15 protein-coding genes, 3 tRNA genes and 1 pseudogene (1 of these 19 running past the window's edge) are annotated in these 24,337 nt (G+C 51.6%); 5 read left to right on the top strand and 14 right to left on the bottom strand.

The window, feature by feature from the left end:
• The 5 genes from IE054_RS03540 to dnaQ all read right to left on the bottom strand — a co-directional run.
• Positions 1–44, bottom strand: a tRNA-Asp gene (locus IE054_RS03540) (it extends 113 nt beyond the left edge of the window).
• A 23-nt stretch (positions 45–67) separates the two neighbouring features.
• Positions 68–144 (bottom strand) — tRNA-Asp (locus IE054_RS03535).
• 28 nt (positions 145–172) lie between these two features.
• A tRNA-Asp gene (locus tag IE054_RS03530) sits at positions 173–249 on the bottom strand.
• A 208-nt stretch (positions 250–457) separates the two neighbouring features.
• Entirely contained in the window at positions 458–1,927 is a 1,470-nt protein-coding gene (locus IE054_RS03525) for a TIGR03503 family protein (RefSeq protein WP_229804985.1), read from the bottom strand.
• 14 nt (positions 1,928–1,941) lie between these two features.
• Positions 1,942–2,661 (bottom strand): DNA polymerase III subunit epsilon, encoded by a 720-nt coding sequence (gene dnaQ, locus IE054_RS03520; RefSeq protein WP_189403674.1) that lies wholly within the window; start codon positions 2,659–2,661, stop codon positions 1,942–1,944.
• Positions 2,662–3,139: 478 nt separating this feature from the next.
• On the opposite strand from dnaQ, the gene rnhA reads away from it, so the two are divergent.
• Positions 3,140–3,634 carry a ribonuclease HI gene (rnhA, locus tag IE054_RS03515; protein ID WP_189403673.1) on the top strand — a complete coding sequence of 165 codons (495 nt, stop codon included), beginning with the start codon at positions 3,140–3,142 and terminating at the stop codon, positions 3,632–3,634.
• A 3-nt stretch (positions 3,635–3,637) separates the two neighbouring features.
• Here rnhA and IE054_RS03510 read toward each other — a convergent pair whose 3' ends face one another.
• Positions 3,638–4,612 carry an NAD(P)H-quinone oxidoreductase gene (locus IE054_RS03510; protein WP_189403672.1) on the bottom strand — a complete coding sequence of 325 codons (975 nt, stop codon included), beginning with the start codon at positions 4,610–4,612 and terminating at the stop codon, positions 3,638–3,640.
• 181 nt (positions 4,613–4,793) lie between these two features.
• On the opposite strand from IE054_RS03510, the gene IE054_RS03505 reads away from it, so the two are divergent.
• The gene (locus tag IE054_RS03505) at positions 4,794–5,987 is read left to right on the top strand and encodes a class I SAM-dependent rRNA methyltransferase (protein ID WP_189403671.1); all 1,194 of its coding nucleotides are present in this window, start codon (positions 4,794–4,796) and stop codon (positions 5,985–5,987) included.
• A gap of 68 nt (positions 5,988–6,055) precedes the next feature.
• Here IE054_RS03505 and IE054_RS03500 read toward each other — a convergent pair whose 3' ends face one another.
• The 4 genes from IE054_RS03500 to IE054_RS03485 form a co-directional block, all read right to left on the bottom strand.
• Positions 6,056–6,358, bottom strand: a complete 303-nt coding sequence (locus IE054_RS03500; RefSeq protein WP_189403670.1) for a PilZ domain-containing protein — start codon at positions 6,356–6,358, stop codon at positions 6,056–6,058.
• A 178-nt stretch (positions 6,359–6,536) separates the two neighbouring features.
• On the bottom strand, positions 6,537–10,406 hold the full coding sequence (hrpA, locus tag IE054_RS03495; protein ID WP_373293820.1) for an ATP-dependent RNA helicase HrpA: 3,870 nt from the start codon (positions 10,404–10,406) through the stop codon (positions 6,537–6,539).
• 162 nt (positions 10,407–10,568) lie between these two features.
• Positions 10,569–11,897 (bottom strand): Na+/H+ antiporter NhaC family protein, encoded by a 1,329-nt coding sequence (locus tag IE054_RS03490; protein WP_189403668.1) that lies wholly within the window; start codon positions 11,895–11,897, stop codon positions 10,569–10,571.
• Between the two features lie 179 nt (positions 11,898–12,076).
• Positions 12,077–12,499 carry a CBS domain-containing protein gene (locus IE054_RS03485; RefSeq protein WP_189403667.1) on the bottom strand — a complete coding sequence of 141 codons (423 nt, stop codon included), beginning with the start codon at positions 12,497–12,499 and terminating at the stop codon, positions 12,077–12,079.
• Positions 12,500–12,736: 237 nt separating this feature from the next.
• Between IE054_RS03485 and IE054_RS17935 the strand changes: the two are divergent.
• Positions 12,737–12,880 (top strand): annotated as a pseudogene (locus IE054_RS17935) (endonuclease); the annotation flags it as partial.
• A gap of 175 nt (positions 12,881–13,055) precedes the next feature.
• Here the strand turns inward: IE054_RS17935 and IE054_RS03475 are convergent.
• Both IE054_RS03475 and IE054_RS03470 read right to left on the bottom strand, forming a co-directional pair.
• Complete coding sequence (locus tag IE054_RS03475) at positions 13,056–14,435, bottom strand: MBL fold metallo-hydrolase (protein ID WP_189403666.1); 1,380 nt, start codon at positions 14,433–14,435, stop codon at positions 13,056–13,058.
• 533 nt (positions 14,436–14,968) lie between these two features.
• Positions 14,969–15,997 (bottom strand): isoaspartyl peptidase/L-asparaginase family protein, encoded by a 1,029-nt coding sequence (locus IE054_RS03470; RefSeq protein ID WP_189403665.1) that lies wholly within the window; start codon positions 15,995–15,997, stop codon positions 14,969–14,971.
• A gap of 210 nt (positions 15,998–16,207) precedes the next feature.
• Between IE054_RS03470 and sbcB the strand changes: the two genes are divergently transcribed.
• Positions 16,208–17,638: an exodeoxyribonuclease I gene (gene sbcB, locus IE054_RS03465; protein WP_189403664.1), complete on the top strand. Its 1,431-nt coding sequence runs from the start codon at positions 16,208–16,210 to the stop codon at positions 17,636–17,638.
• Positions 17,639–17,781: 143 nt separating this feature from the next.
• A complete protein-coding gene (locus IE054_RS03460; RefSeq protein ID WP_189403663.1) occupies positions 17,782–19,434 on the top strand; it encodes a flagellar assembly protein A in 1,653 nt (550 codons plus the stop codon).
• 98 nt (positions 19,435–19,532) lie between these two features.
• On the opposite strand, the gene IE054_RS03455 is transcribed toward IE054_RS03460, so the two are convergent.
• Complete coding sequence (locus IE054_RS03455) at positions 19,533–20,957, bottom strand: polysaccharide lyase family 7 protein (protein ID WP_189403662.1); 1,425 nt, start codon at positions 20,955–20,957, stop codon at positions 19,533–19,535.
• A gap of 85 nt (positions 20,958–21,042) precedes the next feature.
• Positions 21,043–24,159: a TonB-dependent receptor gene (locus IE054_RS03450; RefSeq protein ID WP_189403661.1), complete on the bottom strand. Its 3,117-nt coding sequence runs from the start codon at positions 24,157–24,159 to the stop codon at positions 21,043–21,045.
• Between the last annotated feature and the right edge of the window lie 178 nt (positions 24,160–24,337).

Genomic DNA, 24,337 nt, shown 5'->3' with positions numbered 1-24,337 from the left:
CCGGCGTGACAGGCCGGTATTCTAACCAACTGAACTACCGCTCCGCATTGTAGGGAGATGAACGACATGGCGGAGCGGACGGGACTCGAACCCGCGACCCCCGGCGTGACAGGCCGGTATTCTAACCAACTGAACTACCGCTCCAGGACCTTGTTCGTTCAAATCTGAGAAGTGGCGGAGCGGACGGGACTCGAACCCGCGACCCCCGGCGTGACAGGCCGGTATTCTAACCAACTGAACTACCGCTCCACTAATTTTCAGATTTTTCAGTGAGTTAATAGTGACTCGTTTGAGCCCCTGCCCTCACTGCGGCGCAGATAATACGGTTTAGGCCTGACTGAGTCAATGCTTTTTTTTAATAAAATCGTCACACGGGACTCGTTTGCTGGTTTAATCGCCATTATGATTATTTTTTGCATAAATCCTGGCAGTATTTAACTCTCGATGTCCGCACCCTTTATCCCTTTTTAAAAGGCCACAGCCGCGCCAGCAAGCCTGTCTGTCTGGCCGGCGCGTCCTCCCCGGACGGCGCTTCCCCGCTGCTTGCTTCTGACTTAGGGGACGCAGTGCGTATGGCCGCCCGACGACGTCGCAGAACGATAAAGGCTATCACCGTACCGCCAATCACCAGGATGGTCCCGTTCACGGCAATCAGCAGCGTAATCAGGGTCGTGGTGTCCATACTCTCTTCGGCCTCGGGCGTCACCGCCCGTGCCTCAAGATCCCCTTGTGCCTCAATGACCCGCTCTGACGGAGAATCATTGTCAGATGGCGCGGCCTCGTCTGTTTCCTGCCCTACAGCCATCGGATCCTGCATCTCAGGTCTGGCCATTTCCGCCACAAACGTGTACTCAGGTACATCCAGAATAAAGTCGCGACCATTCATGGTCGTGCCATACGCGGTAAGCTTGACGCGAAACACACCTTCTTCATACGCCACAATCAGGTGCTCACGTGCTTTGTCGCTGGGTTTGGTCAGCGAGAAATTCTGAATATCGCCATTCGGGAAGCGCACTTTGCCATCGATAAGCAACGACGAAATGTCAACCAGGTCGCGGTCAACATCAATCATCAGTTTATGGTAGCCGTCACCACCGCCATCCAGCTTTACATCCATTTCAACCGGATTGGGGTAAAGTCGTAGCGGCTCGCTTATTTGTTCCCGTGAAAATAGTGGCGTACTGACCTCAAACACCGGTGTCCACTCACCCGGGGCAATAGCCAGATTAAACTGACCGGTAAATACGCCGTCCAGTGGCGCCTCGTCCATGCCGCGACCATTATCCTGAAAGGTAGCCACCTGCTGCGTTTGTGCGCCAAAGTTGTCAAAGTTGGGGTTGTTGGTACTGACCAGCGTGATCGTCAGCTCGACCACGTCGCGAAACTCATTGCTATCAATGGGCTCGCCACCGTTGGTCAGTGACGCCGTTGATTTTAAAATTTCGCCTGAAAAAATGACCGGAGGCAATGGCTGTGCATGCAATTCAATATCAGAAATGACCATAACCCGGCTGTCCGGCAGGATCTGCCCGACCGCCTGCCAGGGACCGGGCACCGGATTTTTAATCCGAATCATGTCGTAGCTTACTGCGTCGTACCAACTAATGCGGCTGTCTTCGTCGTTACCCACCTGGCTCTGAAAAATTTTCGAGCCATCAGGACGTACCAGTACCACCGGTGCCGTGCCATATTCGCGAAAAAACACCATGGTTACTTCGTCGACTTCATAGTCTACCCGGAAGCGGTTGCGCAGCAGTACAATGTCATTGTGATAGTCACTGCCAATCTGTTTGATTGGTGAGGGCTTCGTGTCTTGTGCTGCCGGCACATCTGTCGCGGCGGCTGGCTGGCGCTGTTCAGTATTATCCTGGGCGAGCGCCGCGCCAGAACCCATAACCATTAGTAGTGCTATGAAGGCAAACTTCACCACATACGCTCCTGTCAGTCAGACGTCGCCGAGCGCCACAGGCAGTTTCCTGCGCTTTTTTCAACGATATCCAGTCGTGCTTCGTGCTGTGTTATTTCATCGGCGCTTGCCTGAATTACCTTTAATTTATTTGTCGTTCGCTGCACCCGGCGTACGGCATCTGCCTGACCGGTATCGTCACCGTTGCCCTGCCCTGACAGGTTCAGGGCTTTTTGACCGCCCGTCATCATCAGGTAAACGTCGGCCAGGATCTCCGCATCCAGCAAGGCGCCGTGCAAGGTACGATGGCTGTTATCAATGCCGTAACGCTTACACAATGCATCCAGGTTGTTTTTCTGCCCCGGGTGCTTCTGACGGGCCAGCGTCAGCGAGTCCAGCACATCGCAAATATCTGCGGTTCTGACCGAACGGGTCTTAGGCTCCATACCAAACTCATGATCCATAAAGCCCACGTCAAAGGGGGCATTATGAATAACCAGTTGTGCACCGCGAATAAACTGAATGAAGTCCTCGGCGACATCGGCAAACACCGGCTTATCACTTAAGTACTCATTGGTGATACCGTGCACATCAATGGCTTCCTGCTCAATGTGCCGGCCAGGATTGATGTAGACATGAAAATGATTCCCTGTTAAACGACGGTTCACCACTTCCACACAGCCAATTTCGATGATTCGGTGGCCTTCTTTGGGATCAATACCTGTGGTTTCTGTATCCAGAACAATCTGACGCATACTGCTTCTGCCTGTGGTAATGCTGTTTTTTATGCTACGACGCCGACGAAGCACTTAAATGCCGCCCGCGTCAGTGTGTCAATTTTCACCGCTCCCTATACGAACCGGTGTCAGAGGGTTAGTATATCAGGCCCGTTGCATCAGGCTACGGGCTCAACGAAGATGCGAATAAGTCTACCACACTCAGCGAGTCCTGAAGTGCGTCGTCACGCGCGGGCAATGACCGCCGCCCCTGTTGACAAGACTAGCTCCGCGCATGTGTTATTCAGGGCTCAGCCTTCGGGGCTTACAGCCAGATACCTGCTCGGCGCCGGCCTTTGTGACTTACTCCGCCAGGCCTGCGAAAGACCGCTGTGACCTGGCACTTGGCTGCAAGCACTAGCGGCGATAGACTTATTCGCATCTTCCCTAGTTTTTCTACCATACGCGATGCCGCGCACAACCTGAGTGATAAACTCTCACTGCACCGCACGTCGTTATGGTCATTGTAAGAGGACACATTGTGACCAAAAAAACCGTGCAGGTATACACCGACGGATCCTGTCTGGGTAATCCAGGACCAGGCGGCTATGGCGCTGTACTTATCTACAGGCAACACCGCAAAGAGTTGAGCGACGGATTCGCGCATACCACCAACAACCGCATGGAACTGCTGGCGCCGATCAAAGCACTCAACAGTTTAAGTGAGTCCTGTTGTGTTGAAGTGACCACCGACAGTCAGTATGTCAAAAACGGGATAAACCAGTGGATCCACAACTGGCGCAAAAATGGCTGGCGAACCAAAGACAAAAAGCCGGTAAAAAATGCGGACCTCTGGAAGCAGCTGGATGAGGCCGTAAACAAACATCAGGTTAACTGGCACTGGGTAAAAGGCCACAGTGGCCATGCTGAAAACGAGCGTTGTGATGAACTGGCCAGACAGGCCGCAGAAAGTCAGCCTTCGCAAAAAGACGAAGGCTTTGAAAACGCATAAGTGCTACCAGCGCACCACGACTTTTCCTTTTGTGCTGTTTTCTTCGAGGCGCTGGTGGGCTGTTTGGATCTCCGTGACGTCATAGACGGTATCCATATTCACCACCAGCTTACCCGTGACAAACCCGTCCAGACAGCGCGCTGAAAACGCGTCAATCAAATCACGTTTGTAGCTGTCTGTGCGGCTTCGCAACGTAGTGCCCTGAATACGGGCACGCTTACCCAGCAGCAGAGCCAGATCCAGGTTGTCCGCATAACGTCCGGCCAGCATAGCCAGTTGCACAATGTGTCCGTCTCGCCTCAGCACCTGTAAATTTCGATTCAGATAATCACCGCCGACCATATCCAGCACCATATCCACGCCCTCTGGCCAGGCATCTTTTAGCATGGTGGCAAAGTCGTCCTGTTTATAATTTATCGCAATGTCTGCGCCCATCTCTTTGCACAGACTAAGCTTCTCTGTACTGGATGCGGTTGTCGCTGTCGTTATGCCCATATAGCGACACAATTGCAGGGCAGCAAGCCCTACCCCGCTGGCTCCGGCATGGATGAGCGCACGCTGGCCTTGTTCCAGCCCGGCAATATAGTGCACGCACTGGTAGGCAGTAAGAAAAACTTCAGCCAGTCCGGCCGCCTGCTCCAGTGGCATGCCCTCAGGTACTGCCATCAGGTGCTGTGCATTAACCACTGCCTGCTGAGCATAGCCACCGCCGGCGACCAGCCCAAACACCTTGTCGCCGGTTTGCCAGCGTGACACATCCTTACCAGCATCGATAACCGTGCCCGCCACTTCCAGTCCGAGGATCTCGCTTTCTCCGGGCGGAGGCGGATATTTCCCCTGTCGCTGCAGTGTATCGGCACGATTTATACCGAATGCAGCGACCTCAATGAGTACCTGTCCGGCTCCTGCCTGTGGCGCGGATGTATTGGCAATACGCAAGGTGTCGGGACCGCCTTCGGTGAAGTCGATAAATTTCATTTGCTGCTCCAAAAACAAGTTCTGTCAGTGTTACGCCCGAGACACCGGTCAGGATTATACAGGTCTCACGCAGAGTAGCACTGACAGGCTGTGCGTGCCGGATAATGACTAATGTGGTAATGCGTTTATGTCGTCAGTCCGCTATACTTGCGGCCTTTTACAGCCAGTCGGAAAACCATCAATGTCAGCTACCCTCACGCTTCAGCCAAACCGTGATAAGTCCTTACGCCGTCGCCATCCCTGGGTTTTCGCCAGTGCCGTGGCAACCGTCAAGGGCAAAGCGCGCAAGGGCGATACGGTCGATGTTTGCAGTGCTGAAGGTGACTGGCTGGGCCGCGGTGCGTATTCGCCGGACTCGCAAATCCGGGTACGGATGTGGAGTTTCGATAAGAACGAAATTATTGATAATGCCTTTTTTATGCGCCGCGTTGACAGTGCGCTAGCGCTGCGCCGACGCCTGTTCGATGAGTCAGTGACTAACAGCTACCGTCTGATCGCGGCTGAGTCTGACGGTCTGCCGGGAATAACGGTGGACCGTTATGACAACGTACTGGTACTGCAATTACTTAGTGCCGGGGCCGAGCGTCAGCGTGACAAGCTGGTGTGGGCGCTGAATAAGCGCTTGCCGGATATGCATATTTACGAGCGCAGCGATGTCGATGTGCGCAAAAAAGAAGGGCTTGAGAGCGTCACAGGGGTGGTATCGGGCACTCCACCACAAACCGTGACCATTCGTGAAAACGGGCAAAGAATTCTCGTCGATATAGTGCACGGCCATAAAACCGGCTTTTATCTCGATCAGCGCGACAGTCGGCAGGCAGCCCGGCGTTACGCCCGCGATGCTGAGGTACTGAACTGTTTCAGTTACACCGGTACCTTTGCCTGTGCGGCACTGTCCGGCGGTGCCAGCCATGTGACCAATGTGGATGTATCGCAGCCGGCGCTGGATTTGGCTGCACAGCACCTTACCCTGAATAATTTCGTCGGACAGCAGTGCACCAACGTGAATAAGGATGTGTTTACTGCGCTGCGTGAGTATCATCAGCAGGGTCAGCAGTTTGATATGGTGATCCTCGACCCGCCAAAATTTGTGGACAGCAAGGCGACGCTGAACCGTGCATCACGTGGCTACAAAGATATCAATATGTACGGGATCCATGCCGTGCGTAGCGGCGGACTGCTGTTTACATTTAGCTGCTCAGGCCTGATGCCAGCCGATTTGTTTCAGAAAATTGTGGCCGATGCCGCGCTGGATGCCGGGCGTACTATTAAAATTATTGAACGTTTGGGTCAGGCAACAGACCACCCGGTGATTGGCAGTTATCCGGAAGGGTATTATCTTAAAGGGCTTATCTGCGAAGTGACTGACAGCTAGACCGGACTCAGGCCGGCCGGGTATACTTGCCCGGCCTCGCCATTGACGTGAAAAGAGTGACCACCCGATTATTTCATTTCAGAAATTTCCACGCCAACAATGCAACTGCTGTCCGTTTCAGGTACGCACCGCACCACCTTGGCAACCGCGGACAGCGAAGGAATTTGTGAGCTGTTGGAATCGATTGAAACGGTAACATCTGTACCAATTTCGATAGAAGGCTCATCAACCTCCAATGACATTCCCGTTGCACTTATGTCCTTGCACACAGCCTGCATGGTGCGGCTGGATTCTTCATCATTCACCTGGATCTGACACGGTGAATTCACCATCATCCTGAAAAAATTGCGCTTATCGTCGTATCCCAACATGCCTACCTCTCCTACCCCGGTACATTTTTGCATCTGGCAAATTTATAGTTACGCTATCCTGTGCACTTGTCAATGGAAAGAAACCATCAAGTAGCCCCTTGAGTACGATGAAGACCGCAGAGCTCATAAATCCCTGACCATCAATTCGTTCTCACCAGAACAAGAATAGACCGAAACGTTAAAAATCTGCCAGAAAATTAATGATCCGTTTTGCAGAAACAGGATAGGCCGTACCCAGTTGCTGCGCAAACAGTGAGACTCTCAATTCTTCGATCATCCAGCGTACATCATTAAGCTGCGCTGGCACTTTATCATCCGGGTATTTCTGGCATACAGCCTCCCACTGCGCGATGACCTTCTCCAGGCTGACCTGATGCATACGGTCGCGGTTGGGATCTACCGGTAGCTTCTCAAGCCGGCGATCCAGCGCTTTGATGTAACGATTCCAGTCATTGAGCCTTGCATAGCCAATATCAGAGACAAACCCCGGATACACCAGTGAGGCCAGATGCGCCTTACAGTCTCCAAGTGCACTGACCATAGACAAGGGCACATTGCCCTTCATTTTCTTCTGACACTGATGAGCCAGTGTCAGCCCGGTTTCTACCTGACGTGCAATATCCAGTACCTTGTCATTGATATTACCGCGTACTGCGTCTACGCAGGCATTAAAGTCAGCCTGCTCGCGAATATCAGCGTCTTGCCCGTTTAAAAAGTCATCGACCAGCGCATCAATGCCGGCCAGAATACAGTCTTCGATAAGCGGTTTAATCTGACCAAAGGGATTAAAATATAAGCCCAGCTTGGCTTTATTCGGTAATTTTTCCTGCAGGTAATTGCGCGGAGACGGCATGGCATTGCGGATCAGCACATTGACGCCCTGACGGTGCAACCGTGCCGCTTTCTCCGGCTCATCAATCAGTTCAATGTCGACGGTATCCCCTCGTGACACCAGCGCCGGATAGGCCTGTACTTCGAAGCCTGCCATCTTTTGAGTGAAGCTTTGCGGCAATGCCTCAAAGTCCCACTGTTGCAGGCCCTTGCGTTCAAGTTCAGGTGTGGCGGCTTCTTCAAAGGTCTGCTTCACCTGGCCTTGACATTGTTGCTTCAGGGTATGCAGATCATCACCCCGGGCTATGATCTTGCGTTCATCGTCCACCACCGCAAAATGCATGATTAAGTGACGATCTACCTGCTCGAAATTCCATGCCTCTTCTTCTATGTCCACCCCGGTCATGCGTTTTAGCTTATAGGTCACGGCCTCGGTCAGCGTGCGCGGTCTGCCCTGTTTGTCAGTTTGCGCCATGTCTGATAAACAGGCATCGGCAAAATTAGGGGCAGGCACAAAGTTTTTACGTAACCGCTTGGGCAAGCTGCGGATCATGGCGACAATCCGTTCATGCCGCAGTCCCGGTACCTGCCAGTCAAAGCCGATGTCGTCGACCTGGTTAAGCAGCGGCAACGGGATAAGCACGGTAACCCCGTCATCCTCAGCATTCGGCTCAAAATGATAATGAAGCGGCAGTGTCAGGTTGCCCTGTTTCCAGCTGTCGGGAAACGCGTTCTCTACGGACTGGCCGGGTTGCTGGCGATATACATCGTCCTCGGTAAATTCGAGCGTGTCTTTATCGGCCAGAGATTTAAACCATTTGTGAAACGCCGCTTCGTTGTTAACCTCGGTGGGAATTTTACCTGCGTAAAAATCTACCAGGTGCTGCTCATCGACCATCAGATCACGACGGCGGGTTTTCTGCTCCAGTTCATCGGCCTGCTCAAGCAGGGCCTGATTGTGGGAAAGAAAGTCAAACTGCATACGCGTCTCACCTTCTACCAGCGCCTCACGGATAAACAGTTTATGACAGACGGCAGGATCAATTTTGCTGTACACCACCTGGCGGCGGGCCACGATGGGCAGGCCAAACAGGGTGACTTTTTCCCACGCCATTACAGCCCCGCGCTTTTTCGACCAGTGCGGCTCGGAATAACTGGACTGGGTGACGTGGCTTGCCAGTGGCTCTACCCAGCTGGGATCGATTCTGGCTGCCATACGGGCGAACAGCCGTGAGGTTTCCACCAGCTCCGCCGCCATCACCCATTTTGGCTGATTTTTAGCAATATCAGAGCCGGGGAAAATCATAAACCGGGTATTGCGCGAGCCCAGATATTCACGGTCTTTGTCTTTCATCCCCAAATGCGATAACAGCCCGGCACAAATGGCCTGGTGAACCCCGGCATAGTCGGCTTCCTGTCGGGTGGTCCCCATTCCCAGCTCGGCCACCGACTTTTTAAGCTGACTGACAATATCCTGCCATTCCCGCATGCGCAGGTAGTTAATGAAGTTCGCTTTACACCACTTACGCAATTGATTCTGGCTAAGCGCTTGCTGCTGCTCGCGGAAGTGACACCAGAGGTTATAGAGACTGATAAAGTCTGAGTCTTTATCGGCAAACTCACTGTGCTTTTCGTCTGCCTGCTGGCGCTTTTCCTGCGGCCGCTCGCGGGGATCCTGAATCGACAACCCGGCGGCAATCACCATCACCTGTGCCAGCGCATTGGAGCGCGACGCTTCCACCACCATACGGGCATAGCGCGGATCAATTGGCAGGCGCGAAATCTGGCGGCCCATTGGGGTAAGATGCGGGCGGCCCTTTTTGCGGGTAATCGCCTGAATTTCTTCCAGCAGCCGGAAACCATCGTTAATGTTGCGGTTCTCCGGCGGTTGCACAAACGGGAACCCGGCAATATCGCCGAGCCCCAGAGCCAGCATCTGCAAGATAACCGAAGCCAGGTTGGTCCGCAGTATTTCCGGGTCCGTAAACTCCGGGCGGCCCAGATAATCCTCTTCACTGTACAACCGGATACAGATACCGTTCGATACACGGCCACAGCGTCCCGCCCGCTGGTTCGCAGACGCCTGTGATATGGGTTCGATAGGCAGCCGCTGAACCTTGCTGCGCGCACTGTAGCGGGAGATACGCGCCATTCCCGGATCAATCACATATTTAATGCCGGGCACAGTCAGCGAGGTCTCTGCCACATTAGTGGCAAGCACAATGCGCTGGCCAGTATGCGACTGGAATATGCGGTTCTGCTCACTGGCAGAAAGACGTGCATACAGTGGCACTATTTCGGTATTGCGGTATTTCTGTCTGGTTAGCGCATCCTGAGTGTCGCGGATCTCACGCTCACCGCTTAAAAATACCAGGATATCCCCCGGCGCTTCATTGCGCAGTTCGTCCACAGCACTGATAATCGCCTCGGTCTGCTCAATATCGTCATTCTGATCTTCTGGCGCGTGGTAGCGCACTTCCACCGGGTAGGTACGCCCACTTACCTCAACAATAGGTGCATCGTTAAAGTGACGGGAAAAACGTTCCGGATCGATGGTGGCAGAGGTGATAATAAGTTTTAAGTCAGGGCGTTTTTTTAGCAGTTGTGTCAGGTAGCCCAGCAAGAAATCAATATTCAGGCTGCGTTCGTGGGCCTCATCAATAATGATGGTGTCATACTGATTGAGAAACCGGTCATTCTGCATTTCTGCCAGCAGCATACCGTCGGTCATCAGCTTCACATAGCTGTTGTCGCTGACCTGATCTGAAAAGCGGATTTTGAAGCCGACTTTATCGCCAAGCGCCGTATCCAGCTCTTCGGCAATGCGCGTTGCCACGCTGCGGGCAGCCAGGCGCCGGGGTTGCGTATGAGCAATCATGCCGTCTATACCGCGGCCCAGCTCCAGACATATTTTCGGTAGCTGTGTGGTTTTACCCGAACCGGTCTCACCGGCCACGATGACCACCTGATTTTCCGCAATCGCGGCTTTTAAATCGTCTTTCTTATCGCTGACCGGCAACGGCGGATAGCTGACGTCGGGCAGATTATCCTGACGCTGCTGTCGTTTTAGCACCGCGCGTTCAATATCGCTGGCAAGGGCCTCGCGCTTTTTATCACTGGCACCGTTGCCGTCACGCTTAAGCTGGTTCAGACGGCGACGCAGACGAAACCGTTCGCTGCCAATACACTGCGGCAGTTGTTCGTAAAGCGATGACAAAGTATCAGGTGCGGCTGACGACAACAGTAATTCCTCTTAATCAGTACAAGGGCGACGATCCTAGAAGATGTCGCGCGCGAGATCCACTCTTCCCCTTTATCCCAATTAAATACGCTGTGCGCAAATAACAGGCCCGGCGGCAGCACGCCGCACCCAGGCCACTTAACGAGGTGCTTGAGCGAGGGGATCGGTGTGTGGGTGTGTGAATCTGGGCAATCCGCTGGCAACAGACAGCAGACCAAATAGCAGTATCAGCATGGGGTACCAGCAGTACGGCGTGATCGCCAGCGGCGAAATCCCCACTACAGCGGCAGCACTTAATAACTGTGCGCCATAGGGAACCAGCCCCTGAAAGCCGCACGAGAAGATATCCAGCAAACTGGCGGTACGGCGAGGATCAACACCATACTGAGCACTAAGCTCGCGTGTAATCGGCCCGGCAGTAACAATGGCTATCGTATTATTTGCCGTGGTGAGATCCAGAAAACTCACCAGCGAGGCGACCGACAGTTCGGCGCCTTTTTTGCCTTTTACGCGCCGGGTCAGAATCTCAATCAGCCAGGTAATGCCACCGTTAGTATGCATCAGCGCCACTATGCCACCAATGGTCAGGGCAATCATGGCCAGATCCTGCATCCAGCCCATGCCTTTTTGCACCACGCCCAGCATCGCAACGACATCGAACTGTGCCTGTGCCAGCCCAATGAGCGCCGCGCTGATAATCCCCACAGCCAGCACACCAATGACATTCAACCCGCCAAGCGCTGCCGCAATAATTAATAAATACGGCAGGATCCGCCAGTAGTCGGTTTCGCCTGTGCCAGGCACATCCGCCGGGTTCACATCAATCAGTAAAATCAGTGCCAGCGTGACAACGCACGCCGGCACTGCCACGATAAGATTGGCACGGAACTTATCTTTCAGGTTCACGCCCTGACTGCGGGTCGCCGCAATGGTGGTGTCTGACACAAAAGACAGATTGTCTCCAAACATGGCGCCGCCCACCACAATGCCCAGCACCATTTCCACAGGCAGCCCAAGACTGCTCGCCAGGCCTGCGCCAACCGGCGACAATGCCGTGATGGTGCCCATTGAAGTCCCCATGGCGAAGGAGATAAAGCAGCAGATAAGAAACAGCCCAGGCAGAATCAGCGTATCCGGTAACAGCGTGAGTGCCAGACTGACCGTGGCATCCCGGGCTCCAATATCAATGCTTAAGGCATAAAACGCGCCAGCCAGCAAAAAAATCAGTACCAGCAGAATAATGTTGCTGTCACCTGCCCCTTTACAAAACACCTGAAGTTTCTGTGCCACGCTTTGATGCTGACGCTTCGGGTTGATAAACAAAGCCACGCCCGCACTGATGAAAAACGCCACCAGAATAGGCATAGCCGTCATATCACCGGTGAGAATACCGGTACCAACCACCAGCACAACGAAGACCAGAATAGGCAACAGACCGAACGGATTAGGAATAGAATGGGATGTCACGCGCGCCGCCTCAGTTTAAAAAACGCGATAGCATAAGTGGATTGGCGCGACTTTCAAGTCCAAAAAGTGACAAGATATGCCGAAATTGTTTTCACCAGCCCAAAGTGGAAAAGCAGCACTCTCACGGCAAGGGCCTGTTGCACTTTCCCAGGCCCAACGTGTCTACATTTGGTGCTACGCTAGCTGGCTACTTTGCGGTAGCCTGAGCGTAGTTGCACATCAATCGCCTTTAAAATATTGGTCCGGTTTATCGAGCCACACAACACACCATCATCATCCACTACTGGGTAAATCCGAGGCTTTTCACGCAGCAGCAATTGCGCCAGCTCAAGTACCGACATATAGGGCTTAACGGTGAGTGCGGGTGTGCGCATAATATCTGCCACCCGGCAGACCTGCTCGCGGTAGTAGCTCGATTCTATCATTTGCGAGATGCAGTCCTGTTCAGACAAAAAGCCCACGACCTTGCCTTTCTCATCCACGACTGGCCCGCCAGTCTGGCCACTGGCCAGCAGCCACTCTACGGCTTCAGCAACAGGCATTTTCAGCCCCAGCTTCACCGGGTGCGTGTTCATATAGTCGCTAACCTGAAGTGATTCCATTGTATTTCTCCCCTGCAAATGCACCATCGTGACCTGCATTGTTGTTATCCGAACCGTGTTTGGTTAGCAGCCTGTGTACACAGGTCTCTGCCGCACGATGACATAGGTACCTGAGGGCTCTAACCTAGCGCGTTGAAGCCGCTGAAGAGACTTCTCTTCAAGCCTAGATGCTGATTGGCTAATCGGCTATTTTTTTAGCGCTTTTTTATAATTATTTAATATCCTGAGAGCACCGATGAGTTTAAAGGCGATCTGGCTCGCGCCTATTTCAACATGACTACTCGCTATGAGAGTGTCATTCGCCGCTGGAAAACCAGTCCTCATGTGGCGATGCGGTCTTTGATAGCAGCGCTGAGAAGGTATTCGAGCCCTGACATCTAGCACTTTTATTACAATGGCATGCCAATGACCCGGTGAGTGCCTACGAGCGGTATTGCAATGACGCCGCGCAGAGTTGCTAAGGAATTCGTAACCCTATTATTGACCAGTCAGAACTACTTAACGCTATCTAGGAGAATTAGCCCAGTCAGTCTGCAGGGCACCGTGTCGGTGCCCGCTACGACACCTCGTGACTGGCTTGCTGCCAGGCGTCCAGCGACCCTTCAAATACGTCGACGTTATTGCACCCCAGCATTTGCAGATAACTTGCCGCGACAGTGGCTCTCGCACCACTGCCACACATACAAGTATAGTGTGTGTCGGCATGGGTTTTCGCTGCATAGTCTTTAAGGTGACCAAGAAAAGTATGCAACGCTCCAGGGAACGGTGTCGAGACCACTTCGTCACGCTTTCTCACATCCAGCAGTACCCATTGCTTAGCCGGGTTGCTAAGCCTGTTACTGATTGTATCTGCAGTAACGGTAGCCACAGACTGCGCCCTTTTGTGTTGTTCCGTAAGTGCCGCTGGTATTGTGCTTACATAACCCGCCACCTGCGTGACGCCCATGCGCCATAGCTGCCTGGCTGCCTCATTCGCCTGCGCAGCATGGTCTGCCACCAATGCCAGTGGCGTATCATCGTCCAATAACCAGCCGCCGTAGGCACTCAGCAAGTCACCGGGCAAATTTATACTGCCGGCAATATGCTGTTCCCTGAAGGCAGCGTGGCTGCGCACATCAATGAGCATGCCCGGCCGCTTTTTGGTATCGAGCCACTGCGTCTGCTCATCGGCAAGCAGGGGCGCACAAAGCTGCGCTGGCATAGCCTCTGCCACACCGGAAACGTTAGCCGCTTCCATTCTACTGAAATAAGGCGCGATATAATGATACTCACTAACTTTCTTCGCCACAAACGCCGCTTCATCAGCGATCCGCAGCATGGGGTTGCTGCGCTGCTCGATGCCAATCGTGGTAAATTCACGATCGGCCATACCACCGCCGCACACTGAGCCTGCCCCATGTGCCGGGTAAACGATGACCTGCTCGCCCAGCGCACTCAGCTTCCCTAAACTTTGATAAAGGCTGGCGGCCATTGCTTCTTTTTCATCGGGGTAAAAGTCTGTTCGCCCCACATCAGACACAAACAGGGTATCACCGGTAAATACGCCAATGACCTCGTCTGACGCGTTAGTATCGGTCGCAGTGACACAAATACTGTCTTTGGTGTGACCGGGCGTTTCTATAACTTCAAGACACCAGGCGCCTACGCTGAGCTGCTCGCCTTCAGTGATGGTCTGCGCATAGGAAACCGGTTCATCTGCATTGGGTCCGTGATAGATATTTGCCTGAGTGCGCTGACCGAGCGCCTTCGCGCCTGAAATAAAGTCTTCATTACGGTGGGTTTCAATGACCGTTGTAATTCGGCAGCCATGTTGATTTGCCAACTTCAAGTAAGTGTCTGTGTCTAATTGAGGATCAATTACACAGGCCTCACCATCGTTGCCGATGATATACGACAAATGCGCGATACCGGGGGTCTTTATTGTTTCAACAAACATGCTTTTTTCCGGTTGGTGCTTATCTCCACATATAAACTAAGCCTAATATAATTAAGATCACTAACCCGTAGAAATTACGTATGCGTTTTTCTTCTACCTCCGAAAAATACGCCACTGACCAGAAAGATTATCTGCAGGTACACACGTGGTCATGGCAGAATTCCGGGAACATGGCGTGTTTTCGCCGCCTGAATAAGACGGCCTGATTACTTTCGATGCTATTGGCCCGTTTAACGCAGAGTTGTTTGAGCCTTATCAACAGGAAATTGAAAAAACACAGACTAATCTGGTGCAAACAGCAATAAGCGCAACGATGGATCGTCTTTCTTTACCTTGCCGCCAGCCCTGGCATTGCATGGTGTAGTTTGGTCTACCATGAGGATATTAAGCTCCGTCTCTGGTTGCCAATGTAATTCTTATGCCTGTTAGTATTGTTAATTATAAAATACAGCAAATCTTAGTCTGCCTCATGCACGAAACCGGGCACCACGCGGCCATCAGCGCGGTACCCAACGTCAGCGACTTATCACTACTTACTGCGCCGCTTTACTCCACGACTGATAAATGCCCACTGACAGATCACCATTCGTGTCAATTTTGGCCCGATACATGCCGGGAGAATTAAACACCGTTGCGATATTCCCGTCGCCATCAATGGCAATCACACCACCGTCACCGCCGGCTTCCACCAAAACACCATTAATCACGGCATCCGCGGCCTTTTGTAATGGATCGCCCAGGTACTTCATACGCGCACAGATATCTGCGGCAACGTTATAACGGATAAAATACTCGCCATGGCCGGTGGCAGACACCGCACAACTGTCGTTATCAGCAAAGGTTCCCGCGCCGATCACGGGTGAGTCACCGATACGCCCATAGCGTTTGGCCGTCATACCGCCGGTCGAGGTACCAGCAACAATATTGCCGTGGCTGTCCAGCACAACCGCACCGACCGTGCCAAACCGTTCATTGCCCTGCTGTCCGCCTTCGGTCAGGCCTGCACTTTCCATGCGTGCTTTGGCTTTATCCAGGGCTTTTTTACGAAATTTTGTGTCAAAAATGGTGTTATCGACCTGCTCCAGGCCATGCTCTGCCGCATACGTTTCTGCGCCTTTTCCTGAAAGCATCACGTGCGGCGATTGTTCCATGACCAGCCTGGCCGCTTCGATTGGGCTGCGAATGGTTTTAACACCAGCCACCGCGCCGGCGTTTTTGGAGCCACCGTGCATCAGCGACGCATCCAGCTCATGTTCACCATCAAACGTATACACGGCACCAATTCCGGCATTAAACAGCGGTGAATTCTCGAGGATCTGAATGGTTTCGACGACCGCCTGCTCGCCTGACTCGCCCTGCTTCAATAGGGCATAACCATGGGAAATAGCTTCTTCGAGCTTGCTTAGGTAAGCACGCTCCTGTTCGGGCGTCATATTCTCTTTAAGTATTGTGCCCGCGCCCCCATGAATGGCAATCGCGACCGGATGGTCATGATCACCGTGAGCAAAAGCGCCGAAGCAGAATGTGCAGGCAATGAGTGAAGTAAGCAGTCGTCGGTACATAGTGTCTATCCTTATTCATTGTTGTAGCGTTATCCTATCGGTTTTTACCCACAAGGCGATACCTATTCGTCTGAATGTGACCTTTACAAGGTAAATAGCACTGTTGTGCGTTGTTGGCGTTCACTACTGCTAGCGTGTACACTCGCGCATTCCCACTTTAGGCAATGCGCGGTGACTTTCATGCGCGCAGCAGACGGTAATGGAACGATAATGCAGGAACCCACATTTCTCTGGCACGATTATGAAACGTTTGGCACTAGTCCCAAAAAGGACCTGCCCTGCCAGTTTGCTGCCATTCGCACCACTATGGACTTAGAGGAAGTGGGCAAACCCATCAATATAATGAGTCAGATTGCCAACGACTACCTGCCCCATCCTCAGGCATGTCTGATTACGGGGATTACCCCCCAGCAGACCCTGCGCGACGGTATGATTGAGGCCGAATTTGCGCGCCAGATCCATAGTGAAATGGCCACGCAAAATACCTGTGTGGCAGGCTACAATAGTATCCGCTTTGACGATGAAGTCACGCGTCACCTGTTTCACCGCAATTTTTACGACCCGTATGCCAGAGAGTGGCGTAACGGTAATGCCCGCTGGGATATTATTGATCTTGCGCGCGCCTGCTATGCACTGCGGCCAGACGGCATAGAATGGCCATTGCGGGATGACGGCAGCCCCAGCTTTAAACTGGAGCACCTGACGGCAGCCAACAATATTGAGCACGGCGATGCCCATGATGCGTTATCAGATGTACGTGCCACCATTGCACTGGCCAGGCTGATAAAAGAGCACCAGCCCAAATTATTCGAGTATGCTTTTTCGCTGCGTGCCAAACGGAATGTACTTAAATACATCGATCTGACGAAGCCCTCGGTGCTGTTACATGTGTCCTCAAAGTTGCCGGCGGCGCAGGGCTGCTGCACCTGGATCATGCCGGTCGCCATGCATCCTGGCAATCCCAACGCAGTCATTGCCGTTGATCTTGGTCATGCACCGGAAACCCTGATGGATGAAGACGCAGACACCATTCGCGCACGTCTGTATGCACCAAAAGAGGCGCTGGATAATGAACAGCAACGCCCGGGCCTGAAACTTATTCATATTAATCGTTCGCCATTTATTACCAGTGCCAAAGCCATGACACCGGAGAATGCCAAACGGCTGGGCCTGGACCGTGAGGCCTGCCTGGATACCTTTGCCCGCCTGAGCCAGCATGGCGGTCTGGCCGACAAGCTGATCGAGGTTTACCAGCAACAACCCGATCTTGGCGAAGAAGACGTGGATCATGCGCTCTACAGCGGCGGCTTTCTGGGTAATGATGAGCGGCGCTGGTGTGACAATGTGATTGAAGCCCAGCCAGAAGCCCTGACTGCGCTGGCTGATACTACCCAGAACCCGCGTTTACGCAGCCAGTTGTTTCGTTACCGTGCCCGCAACTACCCCCATACGTTAACGGCTGACGAAATGCAGCGCTGGCAGCATCACCGTCAGGCCAGATTAACCGATCCGGATTCGGCGGCCTCCCTGACACTGGAGCCCTTTCTGCTTCACCTTGAACAACTTGCTCAGCAACACAGTGACGATGCAGACAAGCAGGGAATTTTACGGGCGCTTTATCAGTATGCGCAAAACCTTTGACGTGCCATCAGACTTCGCTATACATTAGATTCGTGAAACCGGCACTGGGATCTGTGTTCATACAGACTATGATTTCCGATCCTTAAGGAAGGTGCCAGGTGGTCGATAACCCTTAGTAACCTCACGTTTTGACGGATGTAGTGATGAAAGGCGTAGAATTCAGCTTTGATGAAAAAAAGAACGCGATACAGTTAACACTTAACCCTGCTGCATTCGAACAGGAGCTCGAGTCAGCATCAATCGTAAGTGAGCTGCGCAACGCCTATAAGAAATTCTATATTTCCGAGTCCAGTGTAAAAAGCGCCTCGGAAAAGGCCAACCACTACTTTAAGACTAAAGACTTCACCGACGTCACCGAAAAGGTTGGCGAACGCCGCAACGCAGAAGTGGAATTCCGTATACCTGAAGATGCTATGACAGCCAGCCTGGTACTGACCACTCCCTTCGGTGGTAAGTTTCCGACCGTCAAAACCATTTGTCAGCTGGCAGAGAAAAACAAAATCGTCAGAGGGGTTGGTCTGAAACGCATCGAGAGCGTGCTGGTCGAAGCGCAGAAATCACCGCCAGGCAGTATTATTGAAGATGTTATTGCTAAAGGCCTCCCCCCGCGTGACGGCAAGTCATCGCGCTTTATTCCCCTTGTACCCAATGCACTTGAACGGGTGCTCAGGCCCCAGACAAGTAATGGTGACAGGGTGGACATGCGAAACCTCGGTGAAGTCATTTGTGTAAAAGCCAAAGCGGAAGTACTGAGGCGCACCAGGCCAACTAAGGGCCGCAATGGATTTGATGTTCGCGGGAACCATCTTGCGGCCAAAGCCGGTGAATGGGTAGAGTTCAAAAAAGGCGAAGGAACAACCGTCCATCCTAAAGATGAAAACTTGCTGATCGCCTCCCTGGCCGGTATGCCCAAGTACCAGAATCAGACCATGAACATAGACGATACATTTATTTGCAGCGGCGTAAACGTCGGCACCGGCCACGTTAACTACGAAGGCGCGGTGCTGGTAAACGGTGATGTGACTGAAAAAATGGTCATTAAAGCCAAAGGTGACGTGACCATTAATGGCTTTGTTGAGTCAGCCCACATCGAGTCCGGCGGAGATATCATTATCACTGAAGGGGCCATGGGCAAAGTGAACGAGCAGACCTCCGAATTCAGCTGTAAGCTGTCAGCCACTGGCAGCATTCACGTTCAGCATGGTCAGGGTATTGATATTCAGTGCGCCGGTAACGTTACCGTCTCCCGTCAGTTGGCTTACAGCCGCATTCGCTGTGGCGGCTCTGTCACCGTGGGTCAGGTAGATAACCCCCGCGGTAACCTGTTCGCCTGCGATATTGTCAGCCAGGCGAAAGTCGTCGCCGGGGTACTCGGTGCTGTGTCAGGCAGTACCCTGAAAGTCGATTTCAGCCCCGGCTTTAATCTTTTGCTGGAGCGCCGCGATAATCTTGAAGATCTGCTCAAACAGTTACGCCATAACAATAGCCGGCATAAGGAAAAGGTGGACTTAATCAAAAGCAAGCTGGTGCCCAAAGAGCTCAAGGACAAGGTCGATGAGGTATTTGAAATTTACAAAAATGAAACCGCCCTGCTGAACTGGATTGAAATGCGCATGCTCGAAATGAAGCAGGCCAAAGAGGATTACCAGAAAGATATTGGACTTATCGCCAATAAAAAGCTTTATTCCGGTGTTTCAATTAAGCTGAACAACCGTACCTGGCGGTCAGAGCGCGAATACGAACGCGCCAAAGTTAGTTACGAGGCGCATCAGTGGCACTATGAGCCGCTGACCTGACCCACTGCCGCAAGCTGTAAACGCCACCGCCCCCCGCGCAGGCGAGCGTTGGCATGTGGGTCAGCGAGTGACGATACGGATCCCTTCCTCAAACAACCTTATTCGCTCTCAGCGTAATGGGTATGACTGTTTTTAATCTCATAGACGGTGACTTTTGCGCGTTCGTCGGCGTCGCTGGAGTTATTTACATGATATACGCCAACTTTAAAGTACATATACTGATCGGGTTCATCATAGCGACTTCCTGTCATGTCATAGGTACTCACGACATCGGCCTTTCCTTCCCGTGAGATAGTCACGAATAACGTGTTTCCAGATACTTCAATGATATAGCGAAAGGGTTCGTTCAGGGCTATTCCGTCACTCGGATCACTCGCTGAGCTACTCCTCGAGCCAATCATTTCTACCCAGTCCTCCTGCTTTTCCCGGGTCCCATCTGCGCTGGCACGTTTTTCGTGAGCATAATAGATAGCCCCTTTCTCGTTGCCAGGAAGCTTGCGGTAATACAGCCTGATGGGTTCGTCATCGTTTGCATGAATCTGACCAATAATGACACGGCCAATTTGGTAATTTTCACCCGTTGTGCTGACCTCATTGACCGCCAGCTCCACCTCTAGTTTTCCATCGACGCCGCCGGCTGAGGCTTGTGCACTTTGCGGTGCAGAACTAAATACCCAATTATTTTTATTGACGCCCTGAGTACGGATACTTTTATCACCACGACGTAGCATTTCTCTAAGCTCAACGCGAACGTAGCTGGTGTTTTGAGAGGTCTTAAACCCATAGGAGGGAGAGCGCATTACAATGCCTGCATCATCGCTGGCATAGAAGTACTCTGAGTTAGTGTAGCCAGCTGCCAGTTCGTTTTCATAGATACTGTCTGCGGTTCCAGATCCGTCCTCGTCGGTAGGTACACTCACGTACCAGTCGAGTAACTCAATGCCTACTTCATTGGGAAAAACATCAATAATTTCGCCGTCACCCTGTTCACAGTTATAGGCATCAATTTCTACAATAGCCGTTGCATCATTGACCGAATTACCTGATCCGGTAATTCGCATATAGTTAGCGATTACTGGCTCGTCAAAGCTAATTAATTCAAAGCCTGAATGACGCCCGCTGGAGCTATCGTTGGTAACAACAGCACGCCAGTTTTCGGCGTCCGATGAGCTTTCCACTGAAAAACGGTAGGTGCGTTCATTGCCTTTAAACCACTTAATCTGAAGGCTGCCTATTTGCCGCTGCTGACCAAAATCAAGGACCAGGGATTCATTACTAAAATCACTTTGCCACCGCGATGAGCCTGACGTATCGCCATCTGCAGCGTTGTCCGCATGATACGTCTCGCTGGCCGAGCTTGCTTCTGAAGATACAGTTACCGGCAGTGATGCCGTTGAGCATGGTTGCTCTGTTTCAGGTGGCGGCGCGGGAGCGTCTGGTGGCTGAGTCTGAGACTGAGAGCCAGAACTGCCGCAGGCGTTAAGTGTCAAAAGGGTAAAGACTAAAAAACATAAGCTACGCATGACATGATGCTCTTACAGTAAAAAAAAGCGCAAACAGAAGAGGAAGGTCGTCTTCCAGTTTGCGCGCTAAGTACCAGGAAAGGTTTTAGTATTTAAATTCCACACCTGCAAAAATACGTGGTCCGTACACATTAATTTCTGCGAAATTATCCGGTGAAGGACGGTATTGTCTTTTTGGATCATCGAACAGGTTGATGGCTTCGAGTTTAAACTTCCAGTTGCTGTTGTAGCGATATGACAGGCGAGCCTCAAAGATTTCAGTATCGTCTACATAGCGCACTGCACCTGGTGTGCTTAAGAACTGCTGAAAATAGTTACTGCGATACTTGTAATTCATCGCAATATTGAAATTTTCATACTCGTAATAGAGTTGCGTGGAAAGTACATGCTCAGAGAAGCCGAACAGGTTTGCCGGTGGAACAATACCAAACCGCTGCTCCAGTTCACCTGTACTTGAGTTAATTACCACCGATGTGCCAAAGCTTTCATCTTCAAACTCAAAGTTTGAATCTGCGTAGTTATAGCTCACTTTGAAGCCAAAGCCATTCAACCAGCTATTCAGGTAAGAAAAGGAGTGGGTGGCTGTCAGCTCTAAACCATATATCTGACTTGAGTCGTCGCTTGTTTGCGGCGTTGTAACAATGGTCTCTACAGACTCGCCATCAATTTCGAACGCTTCGGTTTGCGATGTATTAGAGAAGCCGCCGTCGAAGGTTTTGTAGTAAAGACCAAGGGCTAATATCGTATCTTCATTCGCGTACCATTCAACCGCAGCGTCAAGGTTCCAGGACATAAAGGGGTCTAACTGTGGGTTACCTACTGCCACGGCGCGACCGACAGCATCTGACAGGTTTCCGGTAACGATTTCATCGTCTATGCCGGTAAACGACCGTCCAAAGCCCAGATCCGAGGGATCAGGACGCGATAAACCGCGATATAGCCCTGCGCGAAAAAGAATGTCATCGCGAATATCAACAATGAGATTGATGCTTGGCAATAGTTTGGTATAGCTACCACCGCCTTCTACCCGTTCCAAATCCCCCTCGACCGGACTGATTGCAGTGATAATGCCGTCAAAGTCCCGTTCCGCGGTAAGCGGGCCGCGATAAGATATCGAGTTTACTTCGGTATTAAAAACGCGAAGACCGAAGTTACCCCGCACGCCGTAGTCACCGACAAAGGTGTCATAGTCAGCCTGGAGATAAACGGCCTTGGTCTCTTCTTCCATGTCTACCGCGGCAATATCACGAATATCGTCTTCATCATTGGTCGGCATGGAGTTGGCGATTGTGCGAACGTCGCCGTTTTCCAGTGTTAATGAGCCAAGTAAATTCTCAGCTAAGCAGATTGGATCAAAGGTGGCGTAAGAGTTACCCGTGCCATTTGAAATAATGTTGCCATCGCTATCAACGTTGGTGAACAAAGGCGCGCCGCCGGTTTCATTGTCAAGAAAGCCCGGATCTGGAAATACCGTGTTGCGACATTCTACGTTTGCGGCAGCGGCAGCTTCGTCACTAAAGGTTAACTCTGTTCTGTTGTTTGTACCGCTTCCCCCAGGAACACTTGAATACTCTAGCTTCGATAAGCGTACCCCACCCTTGATACCTACAATGAAATTAGAGTCAGGGATATAGTCAAAGTCTAAGCGCGCTGCACTAACGTCATTGAAGCGAGACTGATTTAAATCAAGTCGTGTTCTGGCTTCATCGGCAAACGCTGCATGATAATTCACATCAAAGTTTTGCAGCGTCCATGTTGGTACCAAAGAGCCATTATTAAAAATCTGCGCAGCAGTAAGTACTTCACCGTTGCTGTCAGCCCCTTCTACGATATTTTGATAAATATCTCTGTTTTCAGACTGAAGCCGTGTCTGAATAATTGTTTCAACCCGCTCCGTCTGTGACTCAGCGTAGTCAAACATGACTTTCAATCTGTCACTGACGTTGTACTGAATGTTGATACCACCGCCATTGTACTTTTCACCGCGCTCAGCATATTGGCTGTTCGTTTCAATATTCTGAAGCGCCGTAAACTGGCGAAGAGCACCGGTGTCGGTAGCGATTAAATTAAATGGCAATCGGTCAGACTCAGGTACATTAAAACCATCAATATGATTGACCTCTGCAAATACCAAATCATTGCGTATTTCGCTGAATTCACGATTTGAATATTGATAGTCGAGGTTTATTTCCAGCTTATCATTTGGCTTCCATTGTACGGCACCAAATACCGACTCACGGACGTCGTCAGTGATATTCTGTCTGAAAGAATTTTGAGAGCGGGAAAATACAAACGGTGTGTCGGCATCGGGTGCGTTACCATTTTCGTCAGCAACGAGATCAAGGGCACCGCCACCGTCTTCGCAGTCAAACCGTGCCTGGTTTATGCCGCCATCGAACCCCGGTGCGATACGACATGCGTTCCAGGATGTACCTGTACGGGCCTCTTGCTCCGGATTACTTTTAGTATCGCGTTGCACACCAATTGAAAAGCCAAAATCTCCCAGAGAGTCAGTATTAATCTGGTCTACGAAACTCGAGGTGATTCGGTGACCGAAGTCGCGCTCCGGCTCTTCTAAGTCATAGTTATCTGGATTTATATTTCCTTTATAAGATAACTGAAATCGTCGCTTTCCGTAATCAAGCGGGCGAAGTGTATCAAGATGGACTTGTCCGGAAACCCCACCTTCAATGAGTTCAGCAGACTGCGTTTTATATATTGCAACCTTATTAAACAGCTCAGATGGAAACTGAGAAAAGTTAACGGAACGGTCGCCACTGCCATTCGCTGCCTCGCGCCCGTTCATCACCGTACTACCGAGGTACGGACCAAGACCACGAATCGAAATTTCTGTTGCACCACCCTGCTCCCGGTGTGAAGACGCACCGGTAAGCGTTTCTAACGCTTCACCAATTGACAATGCCGGAAGGTCACCAATATCGGTTGCTGAAATTCCGTCTACAATTTCGGTAGACTCTCGCTTGATTGATATAGAGCTTTGAATCGTCTGACGAACTCCTTTAACCTCAATGACTTCCGTTTCTTCTGCAGACTCGTTATCGGTCTCTTGAGCGTAGGCAGAAAAAGGCGCAATCGTCATTGGCGCGCAAATTACGCCGGCAACAAGTGATGGCCGATACGCTTTGCGTACCGCTTGCAGTACCTGGCTTAGTCTTGTTTCTTTTTTTATATCAGTGTGCATAACCGTGATGTCCATTAAAGTTTCAGCTACATGATTCGCGAAGGCGTTGCTCGGGAACCTATGCTGTCCATTTACCAGAAATGAGGGTAACCAGCACTACTCAGATGTTACCAAAATGAATAACAATTGTTACCAATACTATTACCATATTTACATTTTGGCAATAACATTTGGTATA

Source organism: Alteromonas halophila (assembly GCF_014651815.1).
Classification (GTDB): domain Bacteria; phylum Pseudomonadota; class Gammaproteobacteria; order Enterobacterales; family Alteromonadaceae; genus Alteromonas; species Alteromonas halophila.
Note: the sequence above shows the minus strand (reverse complement) of the source record. Positions and strands in the feature narration are given on the sequence as shown.

Coding starts and splice junctions, on each gene's coding strand:
- dnaQ (WP_189403674.1), bottom strand. CDS start 2,661: ATGCGTCAGATTGTTCTGGATACAGAAACCACAGGTATTGATCCCAAA.
- rnhA (WP_189403673.1), top strand. CDS start 3,140: ATGGTCATTGTAAGAGGACACATTGTGACCAAAAAAACCGTGCAGGTA.
- IE054_RS03510 (WP_189403672.1), bottom strand. CDS start 4,612: ATGAAATTTATCGACTTCACCGAAGGCGGTCCCGACACCTTGCGTATT.
- IE054_RS03505 (WP_189403671.1), top strand. CDS start 4,794: ATGTCAGCTACCCTCACGCTTCAGCCAAACCGTGATAAGTCCTTACGC.
- IE054_RS03500 (WP_189403670.1), bottom strand. CDS start 6,358: ATGTTGGGATACGACGATAAGCGCAATTTTTTCAGGATGATGGTGAAT.
- IE054_RS03485 (WP_189403667.1), bottom strand. CDS start 12,499: ATGGAATCACTTCAGGTTAGCGACTATATGAACACGCACCCGGTGAAG.
- IE054_RS03475 (WP_189403666.1), bottom strand. CDS start 14,435: ATGTTTGTTGAAACAATAAAGACCCCCGGTATCGCGCATTTGTCGTAT.
- IE054_RS03470 (WP_189403665.1), bottom strand. CDS start 15,997: ATGTACCGACGACTGCTTACTTCACTCATTGCCTGCACATTCTGCTTC.
- sbcB (WP_189403664.1), top strand. CDS start 16,208: ATGCAGGAACCCACATTTCTCTGGCACGATTATGAAACGTTTGGCACT.
- IE054_RS03460 (WP_189403663.1), top strand. CDS start 17,782: ATGAAAGGCGTAGAATTCAGCTTTGATGAAAAAAAGAACGCGATACAG.
- IE054_RS03455 (WP_189403662.1), bottom strand. CDS start 20,957: ATGCGTAGCTTATGTTTTTTAGTCTTTACCCTTTTGACACTTAACGCC.
- IE054_RS03450 (WP_189403661.1), bottom strand. CDS start 24,159: ATGCACACTGATATAAAAAAAGAAACAAGACTAAGCCAGGTACTGCAA.